Annotated in this window: 18 protein-coding genes; 10 read left to right on the top strand and 8 right to left on the bottom strand. The window is 70.8% G+C overall.

Translation table 11 applies throughout. The annotated features are described in order from the left end of the window. The 6 genes from AN215_RS21445 to AN215_RS21420 all read left to right on the top strand — a co-directional run. On the top strand, positions 1 to 624 hold a 624-nt coding region (locus AN215_RS21445), incomplete at its 5' end, for a sensor histidine kinase (RefSeq protein WP_245694629.1). 374 nt (positions 625 to 998) lie between these two features. Continuing rightward, positions 999 to 1,682, top strand: a complete 684-nt coding sequence (locus AN215_RS21440; protein WP_275935719.1) for a response regulator transcription factor — start codon at positions 999 to 1,001, stop codon at positions 1,680 to 1,682. Between the two features lie 215 nt (positions 1,683 to 1,897). After that, on the top strand, positions 1,898 to 3,904 hold the full coding sequence (locus tag AN215_RS21435) for a 2-oxoacid:acceptor oxidoreductase subunit alpha (RefSeq protein ID WP_070008870.1): 2,007 nt from the start codon (positions 1,898 to 1,900) through the stop codon (positions 3,902 to 3,904). Next, entirely contained in the window at positions 3,897 to 4,988 is a 1,092-nt protein-coding gene (locus AN215_RS21430; protein ID WP_070008869.1) for a 2-oxoacid:ferredoxin oxidoreductase subunit beta, read from the top strand. Before AN215_RS21435 ends, AN215_RS21430 begins: the two co-directional genes overlap by 8 nt. Before the next feature lie 221 nt (positions 4,989 to 5,209). Beyond that, positions 5,210 to 6,247, top strand: a complete 1,038-nt coding sequence (gene rarD / locus AN215_RS21425; RefSeq protein ID WP_070008868.1) for an EamA family transporter RarD — start codon at positions 5,210 to 5,212, stop codon at positions 6,245 to 6,247. 197 nt (positions 6,248 to 6,444) lie between these two features. After that, positions 6,445 to 7,296 carry a hypothetical protein gene (locus AN215_RS21420; RefSeq protein ID WP_070008867.1) on the top strand — a complete coding sequence of 284 codons (852 nt, stop codon included), beginning with the start codon at positions 6,445 to 6,447 and terminating at the stop codon, positions 7,294 to 7,296. 25 nt (positions 7,297 to 7,321) lie between these two features. On the opposite strand, the gene AN215_RS21415 is transcribed toward AN215_RS21420, so the two are convergent. The 4 genes from AN215_RS21415 to AN215_RS21400 form a co-directional block, all read right to left on the bottom strand. Further along, entirely contained in the window at positions 7,322 to 8,290 is a 969-nt protein-coding gene (locus AN215_RS21415; RefSeq protein WP_070008866.1) for an ABC transporter permease, read from the bottom strand. Then, positions 8,277 to 9,296 carry an ABC transporter ATP-binding protein gene (locus tag AN215_RS21410; RefSeq protein WP_070008865.1) on the bottom strand — a complete coding sequence of 340 codons (1,020 nt, stop codon included), beginning with the start codon at positions 9,294 to 9,296 and terminating at the stop codon, positions 8,277 to 8,279. The genes AN215_RS21415 and AN215_RS21410 overlap by 14 nt, the downstream gene beginning before the upstream one ends. A gap of 130 nt (positions 9,297 to 9,426) precedes the next feature. Then, positions 9,427 to 10,791 carry a LolA family protein gene (locus AN215_RS21405; protein WP_070008864.1) on the bottom strand — a complete coding sequence of 455 codons (1,365 nt, stop codon included), beginning with the start codon at positions 10,789 to 10,791 and terminating at the stop codon, positions 9,427 to 9,429. Positions 10,792 to 11,044: 253 nt separating this feature from the next. Beyond that, a complete protein-coding gene (locus AN215_RS21400; RefSeq protein WP_070008863.1) occupies positions 11,045 to 12,058 on the bottom strand; it encodes a polyprenyl synthetase family protein in 1,014 nt (337 codons plus the stop codon). Positions 12,059 to 12,355: 297 nt separating this feature from the next. Between AN215_RS21400 and fahA the strand changes: the two genes are divergently transcribed. After that, entirely contained in the window at positions 12,356 to 13,600 is a 1,245-nt protein-coding gene (gene fahA, locus AN215_RS21395) for a fumarylacetoacetase (protein WP_070008974.1), read from the top strand. 254 nt (positions 13,601 to 13,854) lie between these two features. Here the strand turns inward: fahA and AN215_RS21390 are convergent, their stop codons facing one another. Next, positions 13,855 to 14,637: a FadR/GntR family transcriptional regulator gene (locus AN215_RS21390; RefSeq protein WP_079123306.1), complete on the bottom strand. Its 783-nt coding sequence runs from the start codon at positions 14,635 to 14,637 to the stop codon at positions 13,855 to 13,857. Between the two features lie 5 nt (positions 14,638 to 14,642). Next, on the bottom strand, positions 14,643 to 16,001 hold the full coding sequence (locus tag AN215_RS21385) for an enolase C-terminal domain-like protein (RefSeq protein WP_070008862.1): 1,359 nt from the start codon (positions 15,999 to 16,001) through the stop codon (positions 14,643 to 14,645). A gap of 299 nt (positions 16,002 to 16,300) precedes the next feature. Here AN215_RS21385 and AN215_RS21380 point away from each other — a divergent pair, with 299 nt between their 5' ends. Beyond that, positions 16,301 to 17,230, top strand: coding sequence for a fumarylacetoacetate hydrolase family protein (locus AN215_RS21380; RefSeq protein WP_070008861.1), 930 nt, complete (start codon positions 16,301 to 16,303; stop codon positions 17,228 to 17,230). Between the two features lie 92 nt (positions 17,231 to 17,322). On the opposite strand, the gene AN215_RS21375 is transcribed toward AN215_RS21380, so the two are convergent. After that, entirely contained in the window at positions 17,323 to 17,862 is a 540-nt protein-coding gene (locus AN215_RS21375; RefSeq protein ID WP_070008860.1) for a putative immunity protein, read from the bottom strand. A 109-nt stretch (positions 17,863 to 17,971) separates the two neighbouring features. Continuing rightward, on the bottom strand, positions 17,972 to 18,514 hold the full coding sequence (locus AN215_RS21370; RefSeq protein ID WP_070008859.1) for a hypothetical protein: 543 nt from the start codon (positions 18,512 to 18,514) through the stop codon (positions 17,972 to 17,974). Between the two features lie 112 nt (positions 18,515 to 18,626). Here AN215_RS21370 and AN215_RS21365 point away from each other — a divergent pair, with 112 nt between their 5' ends. Both AN215_RS21365 and AN215_RS21360 read left to right on the top strand, forming a co-directional pair. Further along, positions 18,627 to 19,025, top strand: a complete 399-nt coding sequence (locus AN215_RS21365) for a type II toxin-antitoxin system RelE/ParE family toxin (protein WP_070008858.1) — start codon at positions 18,627 to 18,629, stop codon at positions 19,023 to 19,025. Next, positions 19,012 to 19,329 (top strand): helix-turn-helix domain-containing protein, encoded by a 318-nt coding sequence (locus AN215_RS21360; RefSeq protein WP_070008857.1) that lies wholly within the window; start codon positions 19,012 to 19,014, stop codon positions 19,327 to 19,329. Before AN215_RS21365 ends, AN215_RS21360 begins: the two co-directional genes overlap by 14 nt. Positions 19,330 to 19,369 lie beyond the last annotated feature (40 nt).

Here is a 19,369-nt window from a genome sequence, read left to right as displayed (position 1 = left end):
GAGCTGGAGTCGGATCGTGGTTCGGTGGCCGACACCGCCGCAGCCGACCTGCGCCGCATCGAACGCGACCTCCACGACGGCGCACAAGCACGCCTGGTCACCCTCGCCATGGACCTCGGCCTCGCCAAGGAAAAACTCCTCCAAGACCCCCAAGCCGCCGCCGACATGGTCGACGAAGCACACGGCGAAGTGAAACTCGCCCTCCAAGAACTCCGCGACCTCGCCCGCGGCATCCACCCCGCCATCCTCACCGACCGCGGCCTCGGCCCCGCCCTCTCCGCACTCGCCGCACGCTGCACCGCCGACGTCACCGTCACCGTCGACCTCCCCGACCGCCCCGCCCAAGCCATCGAAGGCATCACCTACTTCACCGTCTCCGAACTCCTCCAGAACATCACCAAACACGCCCAAGCACGCACCGCCCGCATCGACATCTGGAAAACCCACGACCGCCTCCTCCTCCAGACCACCGACGACGGCAAAGGCGGCGCCACCACCACCGGAACCGGCACCGGACTCGCCGGACTCGCCGACCGCCTCACCGCCGTCGACGGCCTCCTCATCCTCGACTCCCCCACCGGCGGCCCCACCACCATCACCGCCGAACTCCCCTGGCGGGTCTGACCGGGAACCGCCGCCCACCAGGCCCCGCCCGGCGCCCCGCCCGTCCGCCTCGGCCGGCTCCCGCGGCAACCCGGCGACCGGCTGCCGCGTCCCCCCGCCCGGCGGGCCGGATTCTGGAATGCTGAGCGCGTCACATGCGTCGTACTCAGGGGGTGTCTCGAAGTAGCGTCGTCCGGCCGCAGGCCGGGGGCCGCGGCGTCTGGTGCGTGCGATCGCAAGGCGGAGGGAGGAGAGCGCAGCGGGCTGCGCCGACGACCGACAACGCTGGGGGCACCTCCCGCGAAGCGGGGGAGAGCGTGCGTGCCAGACACCGCGGGGCAGGCGGGACTTCGAGACACCCCCTGACAGTTGGACGGGGAACCGGGGGGCCTGGAATGGCGGAGTACGTGGAGGACAAGGTGCGGGTGGTCATCGCGGAGGACTCGGTTCTGCTGCGGGAGGGCCTGACCCGCCTGCTGACCGACCGGGGTCACGAGGTCGTCGCGGGCGTGGGGGACGGCGAGGCGCTGGTGAAGACCGTCGCCGACCTGGCGGCATCGGGCTCACTGCCGGACGTGGTGGTCGCGGACGTACGCATGCCGCCGACCCACACGGACGAGGGCGTGCGCGCCGCCATCGCGCTCCGCGAAGCCCACGCGGACCTGGGCGTACTGGTGCTCTCGCAGTACGTGGAGGAGCAGTACGCGACGGAGCTGCTGGCCGGCTCCAGCAGCGGCGTCGGCTACCTGCTCAAGGACCGCGTGGCCGAGGTGCGGGAGTTCGTGGACGCGGTGGTACGGGTGGCCGACGGCGGCACGGCACTCGACCCCGAGGTCGTCGCACAGCTTCTGGGCCGCAGCCGCAAGCAGGACGTACTGGCGGCGCTCACCCCGCGCGAGCGGGAGGTGCTGGGTCTGATGGCGGAGGGGCGCACGAACTCCGCGATCGCACAGCAGCTGGTGGTCAGCCACGGTGCCGTCGAGAAGCACGTGAGCAACATCTTCATGAAGCTGGGCCTGTCGCAGAGTGACGCTGATCACCGCCGTGTGCTGGCGGTACTGACGTACCTCAACTCCTAGCCGCGCCCGTACCCGGGCCGACGCCCCGTCACCAGCGCCCTGAACAGGGCCTGCAGCGCTCGGCGGCGGGATGGGGAAGGGCCGTCCGGTCCCCGCCGGGGCCGCCCGCCGGGCGTCTCAGCAGCGAGTCCGCGATGCGGTCACTCCAAGGAAGGTAACCCTTACCGGCGTACGATGGCAGGCGAGCCGCCGCCTCGAAGGAGGTCCGATCCACCGTGACCAACCAGGTCAACAGTCCAGCCGGGCAGCACCCGGACGCCGACGAGCCCGCGGCGAACGGGACGAACCGGACCAACGGCACGAACGGGACCGTTCCCGACGGGGACCCGGCCGCTGTCCACACTCCCGGCAAGTCCGCCTCCGCCAAGGAGGTCCGGCGCCTGGACCGAGTGATCATCCGGTTCGCGGGCGACTCCGGCGACGGCATGCAGCTCACCGGCGACCGCTTCACCTCCGAGACGGCCTCCTTCGGCAACGACCTCTCTACGCTGCCGAACTTCCCGGCGGAGATCCGCGCCCCCGCGGGCACGCTCCCCGGCGTCTCCTCGTTCCAGCTGCACTTCGCGGACCACGACATCCTCACACCGGGCGACGCTCCCAACGTGCTCGTCGCGATGAACCCGGCGGCACTGAAGGCCAACGTCGGCGACGTGCCGCGCGGCGCGGAGATCATCGTCAACACCGACGAGTTCACCAAGCGCGCCATGGCCAAGGTCGGCTACGACGTGAGCCCGCTGGAAGACGGCTCGCTCGACGGCTACCGGGTGCACGAGGTGCCGCTGACCACCCTGACCGTCGAGGCGCTGAAGGAGTTCGACGTCGGCCGCAAGGACGCCGGCCGCTCGAAGAACATGTTCGCCCTCGGCCTGCTGTCGTGGATGTACAACCGCCCCACGGAGCAGACCGAGCACTTCCTGCGTACCAAGTTCGCCAAGAAGCCGCAGGTCGCGCAGGCGAACATCGCCGCCTACCGGGCCGGCTGGAACTTCGGCGAGACCACCGAGGACTTCGCCGTCTCGTACGAGGTCTCCCCCGCCACCACCGCCTTCCCGCCCGGTACATACCGGAACATCTCGGGCAATCTGGCGCTCGCCTACGGCCTGGTCGCCGCCTCGCACCAGTCCGAGCTGCCGCTCTTCCTCGGCTCGTACCCGATCACTCCCGCCTCGGACGTGCTGCACGAGCTGTCGAAGCACAAGAACTTCGGCGTGCGCACCTTCCAGGCCGAGGACGAGATCGCCGGCATCGGCGCCGCCCTGGGCGCGGCCTTCGGCGGTGCGCTCGGCGTGACGACGACGTCCGGGCCGGGCGTCGCACTGAAGTCGGAGACCATCGGCCTCGCGGTGTCGCTGGAGCTTCCGCTCCTGATCGTCGACATCCAGCGCGGCGGCCCGTCCACCGGGCTGCCGACCAAGACGGAGCAGGCGGATCTGCTCCAGGCCATGTACGGGCGGAACGGCGAGGCGCCGGTGCCGATCGTCGCGCCGTCCACTCCGGCCGACTGCTTCACGGCGGCGCTGGAGGCGGCCCGTATCGCACTGACGTACCGCACACCCGTCTTCCTCCTCTCCGACGGCTACCTCGCCAACGGCTCCGAGCCCTGGCGCGTACCGGAGGCCGCCGAACTGCCGGATCTGCGCGTCCAGTTCGCGCAGGTGCCCAACCACCGGCTCGACGACGGCACCGAGGCCTTCTGGCCGTACAAGCGCGACCCGCAGACCCTGGCGCGGCCCTGGGCGGTCCCGGGAACCCCCGGCCTCGAACACCGCATCGGCGGCATCGAGAAGCAGGACGGCACCGGCAACATCTCCTACGACCCGGCCAACCACGACCTGATGGTGCGTACGCGGCAGGCCAAGGTCGACGGCATCGACGTCCCCGACATCGAGGCCGACGACCCGGACGGCCGGGCGAAGACGCTCGTGCTGGGCTGGGGTTCGACGTACGGACCGGTGACGGCAGCCGTACGCCGCCTGCGCAGGGACGGGCAGCACATCGCGCAGGCGCACCTGCGCCACCTCAACCCCTTCCCGTCCAACCTCGGCGCGGTGCTGCGGCGTTACGAGCGGGTGATCATCCCCGAGATGAACCTGGGGCAGCTGGCCACCCTCGTCCGCGCCGAGTTCCTCGTCGACGCCCACTCCTACACCCAGGTCAACGGCATGCCCTTCAAGGCCGAGCAGCTCGCGACCGCATTGAAGGAGGCCTCCACCGATGACTGAGACGACACCGGAGAGCAGGCAGAGCGAGGCTCTCTCGCTGGTGCCCAAGGCCGAAGCCGCGCAGAGCATGAAGGACTTCAAGTCCGACCAGGAAGTGCGCTGGTGCCCCGGCTGCGGCGACTACGCGGTGCTGGCGGCCGTGCAGGGCTTCATGCCCCAGCTCGGTCTCGCCAAGGAGAACATCGTCTTCGTCTCCGGCATCGGCTGCTCCTCGCGCTTCCCGTACTACATGAACACCTACGGGATGCACTCCATCCACGGCCGCGCACCCGCCATCGCCACCGGCCTGGCGAGCACGCGGCGCGACCTGTCGGTGTGGGTCGTCACCGGCGACGGCGACGCGCTGTCCATCGGCGGCAACCACCTGATCCACGCGCTGCGCCGGAACGTGAACCTGAAGATCCTGCTCTTCAACAACCGCATCTACGGGCTCACCAAGGGCCAGTACAGCCCCACGTCGGAGACCGGCAAGATCACCAAGTCGACGCCGATGGGCTCGCTGGACTCCCCGTTCAACCCGGTCTCGCTGGCGCTGGGAGCCGAGGCGTCCTTCGTGGCCCGTACGGTCGACTCGGACCGCAAGCACCTCACGAGCACGCTCCAGGCCGCGGCCGACCACCACGGCACGGCGCTCGTGGAGATCTACCAGAACTGCAACATCTTCAACGACGGCGCCTTCGAGGTCCTCAAGGACAAACAGCAGGCGCAGGAGGCCGTGATCCGGGTGGAGCACGGCGAGCAGATCCGCTTCGGCGCACCCGGCGAGGACGGCCTCGGCTCGAAGGGCGTCGTCCGCGACCCGGCCACCGGTGACCTCCGCGTCGTCGACGTCGCGGAGGAGGGCACCGACGCCCTCGTCGTGCACGACGCCCACGCGGACTCGCCGACCACGGCGTTCGCGCTGTCCCGGCTGGCCGATCCGGAGACCCTGCACCGCACTCCGATCGGGGTGCTGCGGGACGTCCGGCGGCCCGTGTACGACACGGACATGAACACCCAGCTGGAGGCGGCCGTGGAGAACCACGGCAAGGGCGACCTCGGTGCGCTGCTCGCGGGCAACGACACCTGGACGGTCGCCGGCTGACGCGGCGGAAGGGCTCACGCAAGGCTGGCTAGAAGGGCTCACGCGAAGGCGCGGCCCCCGCTGGAAGAAACCGGTGGGGCCGCGCCGTTTCATGTGCTGCAGCCCCCGACGACGGTGTCAGTACCGTCATGTGAAACGGAGATGACACCCGGCGTCGGGCGGCGCTACGGTCGGTCCGGAACCGACGGCTCGCAGGAAACACGTACGGAGGAGGACGGTTCGTGGCAACCCGAAGCGACCAGCGGACCGGCCTGCTCTACGGGTTCGCCGCCTACGGCCTCTGGGGAATCCTCCCCCTCTACTGGCATCTGCTCGAATCCACGCACCCCGGCGAGGTCCTGGCCCACCGGATGGTGTGGTCCCTGCCCACCGCCGTGGTGCTGCTGACGGCGCTGCGGCGCTGGTCCTGGATACGGCCACTACTGCGGCAGCCGAAGCGGCTCGCCCTCGTCGCCGTCGCCGCCGCGGCGATCTCCGTCAACTGGGGTCTGTTCATCTGGTCGGTGAGCGTCGGCAGGGTCCTGGAGTCGTCCCTCGGCTACTTCATCAACCCGCTTGTCTCCATCGCCTTCGGCGTGCTGCTGCTGCGTGAGCGGCTGCGCCCCGCGCAGTGGGCCGCCGTCGGCATCGGTGCCACAGCGGTGGCCGTGCTGAGCATCGCGTACGGGCAGGTGCCCTGGCTGTCCATCACGCTCGCCCTCTCCTTCGCGACGTACGGGTTGGTCAAGAAGCGCGTCCTGCTCGACGGCATGGACGGCTTCAGCGCCGAGAGCGCCGTCCAGTTCGTGCCGGCGCTGGGCTTCCTGGTCTATCTGTGGACCACCGGTGAGGGCTCCTTCACCACCGAGGGCACGGGGCACGCCCTGCTGCTCGCCGTCTCGGGGATCGTCACCGCGATCCCGCTGATCTTCTTCGGGAGCGCGGCCGTGCGGCTGCCGCTCTCCACCATCGGGCTGCTGCAGTATCTGGCGCCGGCGCTGATGTTCGTACTCGGGCTGCTGGCCTTCAAGGAGGAGATGCCGCCGGAGCGCTGGACGGGCTTCCTCCTGGTATGGGTCGCCCTGTGCGTGCTGACCTGGGACGCGCTGCGCACCAGGCGCCGGGCGCGCGAGCAGCTCCGTACGGCCGCGGCACGTGCGGAGGAGGCGGCCGGTGCCGCGCGGACACGGCCGGCGGAGGAACAGGCGGCGGCAGCCCGGACATCTGAGGCGGCGCCCGCTCCCTCGTCCCCGGCCCCGCCCGCGCGCAGCACGGACTGACGCCGGCGCGCCCGGCACCCGAACGGCGTTCACCGGGCCTCTTGAATGACCCCCTTTCCCGATTGGCAGGCCCCTGACAATATGACCCGCCGGTGGGGCCGGGGCCGACACGGACCTGCGCAGCGCGCCGGAACCACGGGGGAAGCACGGAAGACGAACTCACTTCGATGCCACGGGGATCACGGGGAAGGACAGCCATGGAACCGCTCAGCAGGAGACGTGCCCTCGCGCTCGGCGGCAGCGCCGTGCTGGGAACGACGGGCGTCCTCGGGGGTGCCGCGGCCGCCGGCGCCGCCCACTCCGAGGCCAAGGGCCAATGGCAGCGTCTCGTCGTCGTCACCGCCAACATCGGCCGTGACAACCTCGGCGCCCGCGAGGCGGCCGTCCGCGCGGTACGGCGCGCCGTGAAGGACGACGGCGGGTTCGCCCAGCCCCTCGTGGGCTGGCAGGAGATCGGCGGTGGAGACGAGGACGGCAAGGAGAACCGGTTCATCCGGAAGCACTTCGGGAGCGGCTACCGCAACCTCTTCCTCGGCCAGGGTGCCGCCCGTCAGGTCCCGATGTCCGTCCCCCGTACGTTCGATGTCATCGACCGCCGCGTGACCCGCGCACACGGCGGCAAGGCCGGCGTCTCGCCGCACCGCGTCATCAGCCAGGCCGTGCTGGAACTCGCGGCCGACCCGCGGGTGAGGCTCGTGGTCGCCAACACCCACTACGTCTCCGGTGCCTGGAACAACGAGGACGACCCCGCGGACGCCTGGCGGCGGAAGATGTGGAAGCGACATTTCCGCAAGCACCGCGACGACGTGCTCGAACACTGGCATGCCAAGGGTTTCCCGGTCGTCTGGACCGGCGACGTGAACCGCAACCCCATGCCGCGCCTCGTGCCCCGCGACGAGAAGCGGGCCTTCCCGCGTGGCATCGACCAGATCGCCTGGCTCCCCGGCACCAACGGCACCGAGCTCCGGCTCGAACGCACGAAGACGATTCCGATGCACGTCGACGGGCACGACGCCCGCGTCGCGGTGATGCGGATCCGGCGAGGCTGAAGCCGCGGCCGCCCTGTGCTCCGCCCTATGCCGTGACGTCGCGGCTGGTGAAGCGGGCCCACGCCGCCGAGCCGAACACGGCCGTGTAGAGCGCCTGCAGACCGAGGTTCCTGAGAATCTCGTCCCAGTAGACGGGGTCACGCAGCAGGTCGGCGAAGCTCAGCCAGTAGTGCGGGAAGAGATACGGCTGTACGGCGTGCAACTGCGGGATGGTGTCCACGATCTGAACCATCAGCAGCAGCCCCACAGTGGCCGCCATCGCGGCGATGCCGCTGTTGGTGAGCGTCGAGATGAACAGACCGAGAGCGGCCAGCCCGGTGAGCGAGACGGCCACGGCGGCGGCGATCGCCAGCGCCCGCAGCAGGCCCTCCGCGAAGGAGACGCTGGTCCCCGAGAGCAGGGTGACCTCCCCGAGCGGGAAGAGGACCGCACCCGTGACGAGCGCGAACACCGCGACGACGAGGGTCGCGGCGAAGCAGAAAACCACGGTGCCCGCGAACTTCACCAGCAGCAGCCGCGTGCGTCCCGCGGGAGCCACCAGCAGATAGCGCAGCGTCCCCGCGTTGGCCTCGCCCGCGACCGAGTCTCCCGCGATCACTCCCACTGTCATCGGCAGGAAGAAGGGCAGGGTGGCGGCGAGTGAGGTGAAGACCAGGAAGAGGCCGTTGTTCGTGATCTGCGAGATGAACGCAGGGCCCCCGCCGTCGCCACCCGAACCCCCGTCCGCCGTCTCGATCTTGACCGCGATGCCGACCAGCACCGGGATCACCGCGAGCACACCCAGCAGAGCGACGGTGCGCCAGCGGCGGAACGTCGTCAGCAGCTCGCTGCGGAGGAGCCCGGACGTGCGCCGGCGGCCGGTTCCGCCGCGCGGGACCGTGCCTCTTCCGGAAGGCGCACCAGGAGCGGAGTCCGGAGCCGTACCGCCGCCGGAGCCGCCGGCCGGACCCGTACCGGAGCCTGCGGCCGAACCCGCGAGGTCAGCCTGCGACATCGAAGCCCTCCCCGGTGAGCGACACGAAGACGTCCTCCAGCGAAGCGCGCGTCACGCCGAAGCCCCGCACGCGGACCCCTGAGCGTACGAGCGCGGTGTTGAGGTCGGCGAGGTCGGGCCCGGGACCCGCGCCCGGAGACCCGGGGCCCCGGGCCCCCTCGGACGGCGGCTCATTCCTCCGGGCCGCCTCCGGCGGCAGCTCGCCCGTGACCTCGTCGCCCGTCACCGTCAGGTCGGCCACGCCGTGCTCCTTCAGTACGCGCGCCGCCTCGGCGCCGTCCGGTGTGGTGACCGTGAGCCGGCCCCGGGCGTCCGCCGACATCTCGGCGACGGTGCCCTGGGTGACGAGCCGTCCGCGGTTCATCACTGCGGTGTGCGAGCAGACCTGCTCGATCTCGTCCAGGAGGTGGGAGGAGAGGAAGACGGTGGTGCCGTCCTCGGCCAACGCCCGTACGAGTGAACGGATTTCGCGCATGCCCTGCGGGTCGAGACCGTTGGTCGGCTCGTCCAGCACCAGCAGTTCGCGCGGCTGCAGCAGGGCCGCCGCGATGCCCAGACGCTGCTTCATGCCCAGCGAGTACGCCTTGGCCTTCTTGCCCGCGGCGGCCGCGAGCCCGACCCGCTCCAGCGCCCGCTCGACCCTCGCCCTTCGCGTACGGGGGTCGGCTGAGGGGTCGGCGGCGTCGTACCGGTGGAGATTGCCGCGCCCGGAGAGGAAGCCGTAGAGCGCGGGGCCCTCGATGAGTGCGCCGACGCGCGGCAGCACACGCCTCGCCCCGGACGGGATCGGCTCGCCGAGCACGCTGATGGTTCCCTCGGTGGCGTCGATGAGGCCGAGCAGCATGCGGATCGTGGTCGTCTTGCCCGAGCCGTTGGGCCCGAGGAAACCGAACACGCTGCCGCGCGGTACGGCCAGATCGAGCCCGTCGACGGCGAGCTGCCCGCCGCGGTAGCGCTTGCTGAGCCCGCGCGTCTCGATGACCGCTGCAGGGGGCGGCTGAGCCATGGCGCTCCCGTGGTGGATCGGGTCGGGTGTATCTGCCTCCGGTGCGTCCGTCCCCACCGCCCATGGCGGGCGGCGGGGACGGAACGGTTCGGACCGGCTGGGTCCCGGTCCGGCTATTCGTGGCGGAAGGTCACTTGGCGGCGGCGTCGGCGGCCTTGATCAGGCCCTCCTTCGTCACAGCACCCACGTAGACCTTCCCGTCATCGGTCATCAGGGCGTTCACCAGCCGCGTGCTGAAGACCCGGCCGGTGCCGAAGTCGCCCTCGGCCTTCTCGGTGAAGCTGTCGAGCATCTGCTGGGCCTGCGGCGACTTGCCGTCCTCGCCGCCCGCTGCCGAGCCGCCGGGCAGGCCGCCTGCGCCCTTGCCCATGTCGATCTCGGCGACGGAACCCCAGCCCTTGCCGAGCGTGTCGATCCCGGAGAACCCGAGTGCCTCACCCTTGCCGGACTTCTCGCCCTTCTCGAACTTCTTGAGCTCCTTGAACTTCTCGGCCCTGTCGGACTTCCCGTCCCCGCCCTTGTCCTCGGGCTTGCCCGGGTGCTTGCCGTCCGCCATGCCGCGCGGGTCCGCCTCGGTGACGTCGGTGCCCTTCGGCGGCTTGAAGTCGAACGTGCCGGCCGCCGGCTTGCCGAAGTCGACCTTGGTGTAGGCCACCTCGACGACAGGCTTGCCGCCGCCCTTCGGGGCAAGCGTGAACTTCAGAGGCGTGCCGTTGTCCGCGTCGACCGCGATCCGTACGGAGTCGACGGTCGAGTGCGGGGCACCCTTCGGCTTGACCACCAGCTGGTAGGCGTCCCGGCCGGCGACCTTCGCCGTGCCGTCGACGGTCACGGACGTGGAGTCGTCCGCTGCCTTCAGCGCCTGCTTGGCGGCCTCCTGGGGAGTGACGTCGCCGATCCCGCCGTGGCCCTTGCCGTGCTCGCCCTGCTTGCCGTCCTTGCCGTGCTTCCCGGCGGCGCCCTCCGGTGCCTCCGCGTGGAAGGCGGAGTCCGAGCCGCTGTCGTACGTCCACACCTCGCCGCCGTTGCGGATGAAGCTGTATTCGGACGCCTCCTCGACGACGGAGACGCGCTGCTTGTCCGGGCCGTCGGCCGCGACGCGCAGCGTGTGTTCGCCGGAGGCCAGCTCCATCAGCTTGTCCTGCGGGGAAGCGGGACCCTTGTCGCCGCCGCGCTCACCGCCGCGCTCACCGTCACCGTGCGGACCGCCGCCGAAGAGGCCGCCGCCCTGCTGGCCGCTGCCGCCGCCCACGCCGGGCATCTCGGGCAGACCCAGATCGGTGCTGACCTTCACGGTGCCCGACACCTGCTGGGTGTCGGACGCGGCCATCTTCGCGACCAGCTCCTCCGCCGAGATCTTCGGCAGATCGGGGGCACCGGTCTGGGCGAGCGCCGGGACGAGCCCGATGGTCACCGCCGCGATTCCGGCGACGCCGGCCGGTATCCCGTACCGGACGGCCTTCCTGCCGGATGTCCTCGGTTGGATCTGTGCCATGTCGTGCCCTACCTCCGGGTCGGTGGCCGGTTCTCTACGTGCACTCGTCCCACACCTGTTCGGCCATTGTCCCCGAATTCCACGGGAACGTGCGGGGTGGAGTCTCAATGGCACCAAACCGGTGAGCGTTCCGCGTCAGCCGGTGGAGGCAACTGCGCCTACTCCTGCGGGTGGAGAAGCGGCGGCCCGAGTCCCCCGTGCGGAGGCCTGCGAACGGGTTGGACCCTGAGGCGGTCCAGAGGGTCCCGCGGCCTCAGACGGCGCGGTGCACGACCGCGTCGCACAGCTGCGAAAGGGCCGCCTTCGCAGCGCAGTCGGGCAGCGGCATGAGTGTCTCGCGTGCCTCGTTCGCATAGCGGATGGTGTCCTGACGGGCCTGCTCCAGGGCGGGGTGTGCCCTGAGAGCCGTCAGGGTCTCGGCGTGACGGGCGTCGTCCGTCAGGTCGCCGTCGAGCAGTTCGAGCAGCGCCCGGTCCTCGGCGGTGGCCTGAGGGGAGGCGGCGCGGGTGCGGAGGTGGAGCACCGGGAGGGTGGGGATTCCTTCGCGCAGGTCGGTGCCGGGGGTCTTGCCGGACTCCTCGGAATCACCGGTGATGTCCAGTACGTCGTCCGCGAGTTGGAAGGCGGTGCCGACGCGCTCCCCGTACTGGGTGAGGATGGAGACGACGCTCTCGTCGGCACCGGACATCAGCGCACCGAAGCGGCCGGCGACCGCGATCAGCGAGCCCGTCTTGCCGGCGATGACGTCCAGGTAGTGCCGCACCGGGTCACGGTCCTCGCCGGGGCCCGCGGTCTCCAGGATCTGGCCGGTGACCAGCCGTTCGAACGCCTCCGCCTGGATGCGTACGGCCTCGGGGCCGAGGTCGGCCAGGATGTGGGAGGCGCGGGCGAAGAGATAGTCGCCGGTTAGCACCGCCACGGAGTTGGTCCAGTTGACGTTGGCGCTGGGGACTCCGCGCCGCACGTCGGCCTCGTCCATGACGTCGTCGTGGTAAAGGGTCGCCAGGTGGGTCAGCTCCACGACGACGGCGGAGGGCACAACTCCGGGTGCGTACGGGTCGCCGAACTGTGCGCCGAGCATCACCAGCAGTGGCCGGAATCGCTTCCCGCCTGCGCGTACGAGGTGCTGCGCGGCGCCCGTTATGAACGGCACGTCGCTCTTGGTGGCCTCGAAGAGGCCCTCTTCGACAGCAGCCAGCCCCGCCCGGACATCGGCCTCGAGAGCCTTGTCCCGCACGGTCAGTCCGAACGGCCCGACATCGGTCACGAGAGGGTTCTCCTGTCTGCATACGACGAATGAGCGATCGCGGGGAGCACTCGTTGCTTTCACTTTCCGGTCGTCGCCATCACCCGGCAGCGTATCCGGTCACGTGTCGATCTCCATGGGCGCGTATGCCCTGACGGGCACGGACCCGGCCACGGCTCCGCACTGCCCGGATTCCCCGGGACTCCCGGCGTATGGGCGGCGTACGGAGCCCTTGCCGAACCGCCCCCGCGGAGTGCCCCGTACGCTGAGCTCGCCCCCGACCGGCGACGATCTCGAAGGCGAGGCAATGTGACAGACCTGACCCCTCCCCCACAGCCACGTGCGGGAGCCCCCACCGACCTGCCCGAGGGCGACCCCTTCGGCCCGGACAACCTCCCGTACGGCGTGTGCACCACTGCGGAGCACCCGGACCGTCCGCACATAGTCGTCCGCCACGGCGACTTCGTGCTGGACGCGGGCGGTGCGGCGGCGGCATTCGGATCGGCGCACGCGGACCTGCTCCAACAGCCGCTGCTGGGACCGCTGATGGCCGCGGGACGCCCCGTGTGGCAGGCCGTGCGGGCGGAGCTGCGCGAGTGGCTGACCGCGCCGGAGCACCGGGAGACGGCCGCCCGGTTCATGCGGCCGCTGTCCGAGGTGACGATGCGGCTGCCGTTCGAGGTCGCCGACTACGTCGACTTCTACGCGAGCGAGCACCACGCGACCAACGTCGGCAAGATCTTCCGGCCCGACAACGCGGCGCTGCCCGCCAACTGGAAGCATCTGCCCATCGGCTACCACGGCCGCGCGGGCACGGTCGTCGTCTCCGGCACCCCCGTCGTACGGCCTCGGGGCCAGCGCAAGCCGCCGCACGAGGACGCGCCCTCCTTCGGCCCGTCGAAGCGGCTCGACATCGAGGCCGAAGTCGCCTTCGTCGTCGGCACCCCGTCCGCGCACGGCGAGAGCGTGCCGCTCTCCGGCTTCCGCGACCACGTCTTCGGGGTGACGCTGCTCAACGACTGGTCGGCGCGCGACATCCAGGGCTGGGAGTACGTGCCGCTCGGCCCCTTCCTCGGCAAGTCGTTCGCGACGTCCGTGTCCGCGTGGGTCACACCGCTGGACGCCCTGGACGCCGCCCGCATCGCGCCGCCCGCCCGCGACGTGCCGCTGCTGCCCTACCTGGAGGACTCGGCGGAACCGGAGCCCGGCGGCATCGACCTGCGCATCACGGTGAGCATCAACGGCCACACCGTCTCCGAGCCGCCGTTCTCCGCGATGTACTGGACGGCGGCACAGCAGCTCGCGCACATGACGGTCAACGGCGCCTCGCTGCGTACGGGCGACCTCTACGCATCCGGCACCGTCAGCGGCCCCGAGCGCTCGCAGCGGGGCTGTCTGCTGGAGCTGACCTGGGGCGGCAAGGAGCCGCTCGAACTCCCGGACGGCAGCCGTGCGTTCCTGGAGGACGGCGACGAGGTGACACTCTCGGCGTGGGCTCCGGGGCCGGGCGGGAGCCGCATCGGCCTGGGCGAGGTCACGGCGCGCGTGGAGCCGTCCCGCTAGACGCGCGGTCGGCTTCCGGGGCTCCGTACCGATTCGGGGGCCGACTCGGGGGGCCCGACTCGGGGGCCCGGCCCGGTACTTGGGCGGACCTCCGAGAACGGTCCAGCGGTGCGTGCCGTGGCGGCGGCGGCCGGGAGCGACACGAGGGAGCCCGGCGGTGCGGAAACGGCCGCGACCCGTCTGCCGGCCGGTCCTGCGCCCGGCGCGGACGGGCCCCGGGTCCCGGGGTCACGGCACGAGTCCCGGCCAGGCGGTCAGGCGCTCGGCCCGCCAGGGCCCTCCCGTACCGCGTCGAGACGCTCGCGCACCCATCTCTCCACGTCGCCCACGTGACGGCTCGCCGCCGCGAAGGCGCCGAGGCTGTCGCGGGCGCGCAGCGCGCTGTGGATGTCCATGTGCTGCTGATGCGTCCAGGCGAGGACGTCGGACTTGACCAGGGCCCGCCACATGCGGGCCCTGGCGGTGCGGGCGCTCACGGTGGAGACGAGGGACTGCAGCGTGCGGTTGCCCGTCGCGGCGACGATGTCCGCGTGGAAGGCCAGGTCCTCGCGGACGAGTTCGCCGGGATCCTGCAGCGTCCGCATCCGCTCCATCCGCTCCAGCAGCCCGTCGAGCGCGGCGTCGTCGATGCGGGTGGCCGCGAGCGCCGTGGCACCCGGCTCCAGCACCTTGCGGCACTCCAGCATCTCGTCCAGGGCGGTGTCCTGCGCGAGGTCGAGGAAGCTGCCGATGGCGCTCATCAGCCGTTCGGGGCGGAGATCGGTGACGAACGTGCCGTCGCCGCGCCGCACTTCGAGCACTCCGGCCATGGCGAGCGCCCGTACGGCCTCGCGCAGGGACGGACGGGACAGCTCCAGTTCCGCCGCGAGCACCGACTCTGGAGGCAGCCGGTGCCCCGGGGTGAACTCACCGCTGCCGATGCGCTGTTTCAGACGGCTGATCGCGACGTCCACGACGCTGCCGGCGGCCCCGACCGCACCGGACCCCGCACCGGAGCCCGCGCCGGATCTGCCCGCTGTCACGTTCGTCCCTGTCATGCCGGTCAGGATGTCACCGGGGCCGCCGCGCCGCTCCACACGGACCCCTCGGGGAAGCGGTGGGCCTCAAGGGTCTCGCGGCGGATCTGAGCGCTGTAGCCGGGGACTTCGGGCACGCGGTAGCGCGAGCCCTCGACCCGTACGGGATCGTGGAAGTGCTCGTGCAGATGGTCGACGTACTCCACGACACGGTCCTCCATGGAGCCGCTGACCGCCACGTAGTCGAAGACCGACAGGTGCTGCACCAGTTCGCACAGCCCGACGCCGCCCGCGTGCGGGCACACCGGTACGTCGTGAGCGGCGGCCAGCAGCAGCGCGGCAACCGCCTCGTTGACGCCGCCGAGCCGGCACGCGTCGATCTGGCAGATGCCGATCGCACCGGCCTGCAGGAACTGCTTGAACATCACGGCGTTGTGCGCGTGTTCGCCGGTGGCGACGTGCGTGGGTGCGATGCGCCGCTGGATGGCGGCGTGACCGAGCACGTCGTCCGGGCTGGTGGGCTCCTCGAACCACCAGATGTCGAACTCCCGCAGCGCGTCCGCCCATTCGATCGCCTCGTCGACGCCGAGCACCTGGTTGGCGTCGATCATCAGCCGGCGGTCGGGGCCGATGATGTCGCGGGCGATGCGGCAGCGGCGTACGTCGTCGGCGAGGTCGCCGCCCACCTTGAGCTTGACCGAGTCCCATCCCTGCTCGACGGCCTCGCGGCACAGCCTCGCCAGCTTCTCGTCGTCGTATCCGAGCCAGCCGGCGCTGGTCGTGTACGCGGGGTAGCCGTGCTCGCGTACGTATGCCTCGCGTTCGGCGCGGCCCGCCGCCCGCGACTCCAGCAGCTCCAGGGCGGCCTCGGGCGTGAGTGCGTCCCTCAGGTAGCGCCAGTCGACCAGGTCGACGATCTGGCGCGGGGTGAAGTCGGCGAGCAGCTTCCACACGGGCTTGCCCGCACGCTTGGCGGCCAGGTCCCAGGCGGCGTTGATGACCGCCGCGGCGCCGAGGTGGATGGCGCCCTTGTCCGGGCCGAGCCAGCGCAGCTGGCTGTCGCCGAGGAGGTGGCGCGAGAAGGCGCCGAGGTCGCCGGTGATCTCGTCGACGGACATGCCCACGGCGCGCCGTCCGATGGCCTGTGCGGCGCTCACCGCCAGATCCGTTCCCCTGCCGATGGTGAACGTGAAACCGTGCCCCTCGGGCACATGCGGAGCGGTGTCGTCCGGGCTTCCCTCTCCGTCTCCGTCGTCGCCGACGTGCAGGATCACGTAGGCGGCGGAGTAGTCGGGCGCCTCGTTCATGGCGTCGGAGCCGTCGAGGGCGCGCGAGGTGGGAAAACGGACGTCGATCGTCTCGATGTCGACGATGCGGGCGGTCATCGGCACTCACTCCTGATACGTGCGGCAGGGCTGCGAAGGCTGCGCCGGGTGCGGGACGGGCTGCGGGAACGGGCGAGCACAGCGAACACACGACCCAAGATGTCAGATGTCTGTTCTGTCCACCAGACCCCTCCTGCACGGTGAACACAGACCAGACCAGTTGAGAAACCCCTTGTCACGACGGAACGTGAAGGTTACGTTCCAGCGGTCTGATGTCTTCGCTGAGCAGCAGCGCAGCGGCACGCTCGGGAAACGCACGGAAGAGGCACCGGCACAGCCACTGGCAGAGAGGAGCAGCAATGACTCGCATAGTGCGCTTCGCTGACGACAGCGGAACCGTACGTACCGGCATCGCGGACGAGGCGGGGGCCGTCCGCCCCTTCGAAGGCACGCCGCGCGTCGCCGATCTGCTGCGGCTCCCCGTCGGCGAGCTGCGCGCCCTGACCGAGCGGACCGCCGGCGGGCCCCCCGTCTTCTCCGAGGGCGGCGTCGTCCTGCTGCCGCCGCTGGACGGGCTGATGGAGCTGTGGGCGGCCGGCGTCACCTACGAACGCTCACGCGAGGCCCGCGTCGCGGAGAGCACCGAACAGTCCATCTACGAGCGCGTCTACGACGCCGAACGGCCCGAGCTCTTCTTCAAGGCGCAGCCGTGGCGGATCGTGACCGACGGCGAACCCGTCGCCGTACGCGACGACTCCGAGCTGAACGTGCCCGAACCCGAACTGGGGCTCGTCCTCAACAGCCGGGCTGAGACCGTGGGTTACGTCGTCACCGACGACGTGAGTTCCCGCACCATCGAGGGCGAGAACCCCCTGTATCTGCCCCAGGCGAAGATCTACGGCGGCAGCGCGGCCGTCTCGTCCGGCATCGTCCCCGCATGGGAGCTGGACGATGTGAGCGCGCTCCGGATCACCCTCACCATCAGCCGCGACGGTGCGGCCGTCTTCGAGGGCGAGACCTCGACCGCCGCCTTCCACCGTGACCCGCACGCCTTGGCCGGATACCTGTGGCACGCCCAGCCGTTCCCCGACGGCGCCGTGCTGGCGACGGGCACCGGCATCGTCCCCGGCATGGACTTCACGCTGCGGCACGGCGACACCGCCGAGATCGAGATCGAGGGCGTCGGCCGGCTGACGAACCCGGTGGTCGGCGATCAGTCCCGGCTCGACTGGCTTACCGAAGCGGTCGACAACCCCCTCCTCCGCCGCGAACGGCGCGCCGCCGGGTAACTCCGCGGCCCGCGACAGCGGACGACGCCGGCGGCTCACGGCTTCGTGATCGTCAGCCGGTCACGGCACCCGTGACGTCCCCACGGTGTTCCTCAGCGCGATGTACGCAGGGAAGCGTCCAGGCTGCTCATCAGGTGGGCAACGCGGCTCCTGCCTGCCGGCGCAGGCGGATACCGGTCAAGGACGTCGATGAGGACCGGCGAGGCGCGTCGCCTGGCCTGCTCCAGGAGCCTGTCTGCGGCGTTCGGGTCGCCGCCTGCGCGCAACTCGGCCACGCGGGCCGCGCACGCAGCACCGCGCAGGAGGTGACCTACCTGGGTGGCCTTCGCGATGGGGTGCAGATACGCGGCAGCTGCGGCGTCTCCGGCGGCGCGCGCAGCGAGACGTGCGGCTTCGGTGGGGGCTTCCCTCGCCGCGCGGTGTGCGTCCAACGCGGCAACGCGCTGCAGTCTGGTCCTTCTCGCCCCGTTCACGAACTCCCAGGCAGCGTCGACGGCCGCACGAGGCCGAGTATCACCGGGAACCCCCTCCTCGAACACCGGAAGTACTTCCTGAGCACTCTCCGCCACGTAGCGGGCCACGACGCGCAGCTCCTCCACGGTCAGTTCGAAGTCACCGGCGCCGGTCGTCATTGCCCGATTCTCCCACCGGCACGGTGGCCGACGACGGCCCCGGACTCCGTTTCGGTCCCGATGCCCGCCCCGGACTCCGTCCGGTCCTGACGCCCGTGGCCGTCCTCCGTCAGGACTCCGGGCTCTCGGGCAGCTCCACGGGGACGTCGGTGACACGGGCGTAGACCTCGGTCGGGCCGCCCTTCCAACTCACCTTCACCGACTTGCCCTTGACGGCGCCGACCGTGCCGTTCGTACGGGTCTGGTCCCCGCCGTCCGGGCACTTGAGGTTCAGCGACCGTCCGTCCGCGCCGCCCAGGCCGCCCGTGCAGTTCCGCCCCTTCACGCGGAGCAGCGTGACCTCGTCGCCGACGAAGGTGAGCACGTACTGCTTGCCCTTCGCCTTCCAGACGCCCGCCAGCTTGCCCGCCTTGCCGGAGCCGCCGTCACCGCCGTCGCCCGAGCCGCCCTCGGGGGCGTCGTCCTCGGAGGGCTGGTCCGGCGACGGCTCGGACGGGGACGCGGACTCCGAGGGCGGCGCGGACTTCTCCTGCTCGCCTCCGCCGCCGTCGTCCTTGCCGCCGGTGTCGTCGCCGCTTCCGCAGCCGCTCAGCAGCAGCGCGATCGCCGCTGCCGCGGCCACCGCCGCCGCACTCCGCGCTGACCTGCGCACCCGAACTCCTTCGGTCTCCGGTTCACCAACCCCGTTTCGACAGGGCCACGTCAAGTTAGCAGCCGACGCCCAATAGGCCAACAGAGGTATTAGTTCGTGCTAATATCGGGAGGTGAAAGACCGGTACGAGCTCAGATTCTTCGAGGACGTTCTTCAATGGATCAACGGCCTCCGCGAGAAGGACCTGGAAAGCTACCACCACGTGGTCGCCGCGCTGGAACGACTGCAGGAAGGCGGCCCGGCGCTACGTCGCCCCAGCGTCGGGGCGATCGACGGGAGCCGGTACCGGAACATGCGGGAGTTGCGCCCACGCAGTGGTGCGACCGTCAGCATCCGGCTCCTCTTCGTCTTCGACCCGGCGCGGAGAGCGATCTTCCTCGTCGCGGGTGACAAGGCCGCAAGACGGCAGTGGGATTCCTGGTATCCCAAGGCGATCAGGGAGGCTGACCGAAAGTACACCGCCTACCTGGAGGCTCTGGAGAAAGAGGACGGAAACGATGACTCGCGCTGAAGAACTCGGAACGATGGCCGACGTCACCGCCGGTCTCGATGACGGGGACCGCAAACGGATCGACGAGATCAAGCGACAGATGCTCGACGCCGAGCGGGGTCATGAACTGGCCTCGCTCCGCAAGGCACAGGGCCTTTCCCAGAAAGACGTGGCGGAGGCCATGGGCGTCACCCAAGGACGTGTGAGCCAGATCGAACGAGGCCAGGCCGGGCTGGACACGGCGAGCATGGCCGCCTATCTGCACGCCATCGGGGGCGAGTTGACGATACTGGCCACCATCGGCAACGTCTCCGTCCGCCTCTGACGCTGCAGGATCCGAACGCGACACAACATGCCGCTGCCCG

It is taken from the genome of Streptomyces abyssalis, assembly GCF_001751365.1.
In the GTDB taxonomy this organism is placed as follows: domain Bacteria; phylum Actinomycetota; class Actinomycetes; order Streptomycetales; family Streptomycetaceae; genus Streptomyces; species Streptomyces abyssalis.
Note: the sequence above shows the minus strand (reverse complement) of the source record. Positions and strands in the feature narration are given on the sequence as shown.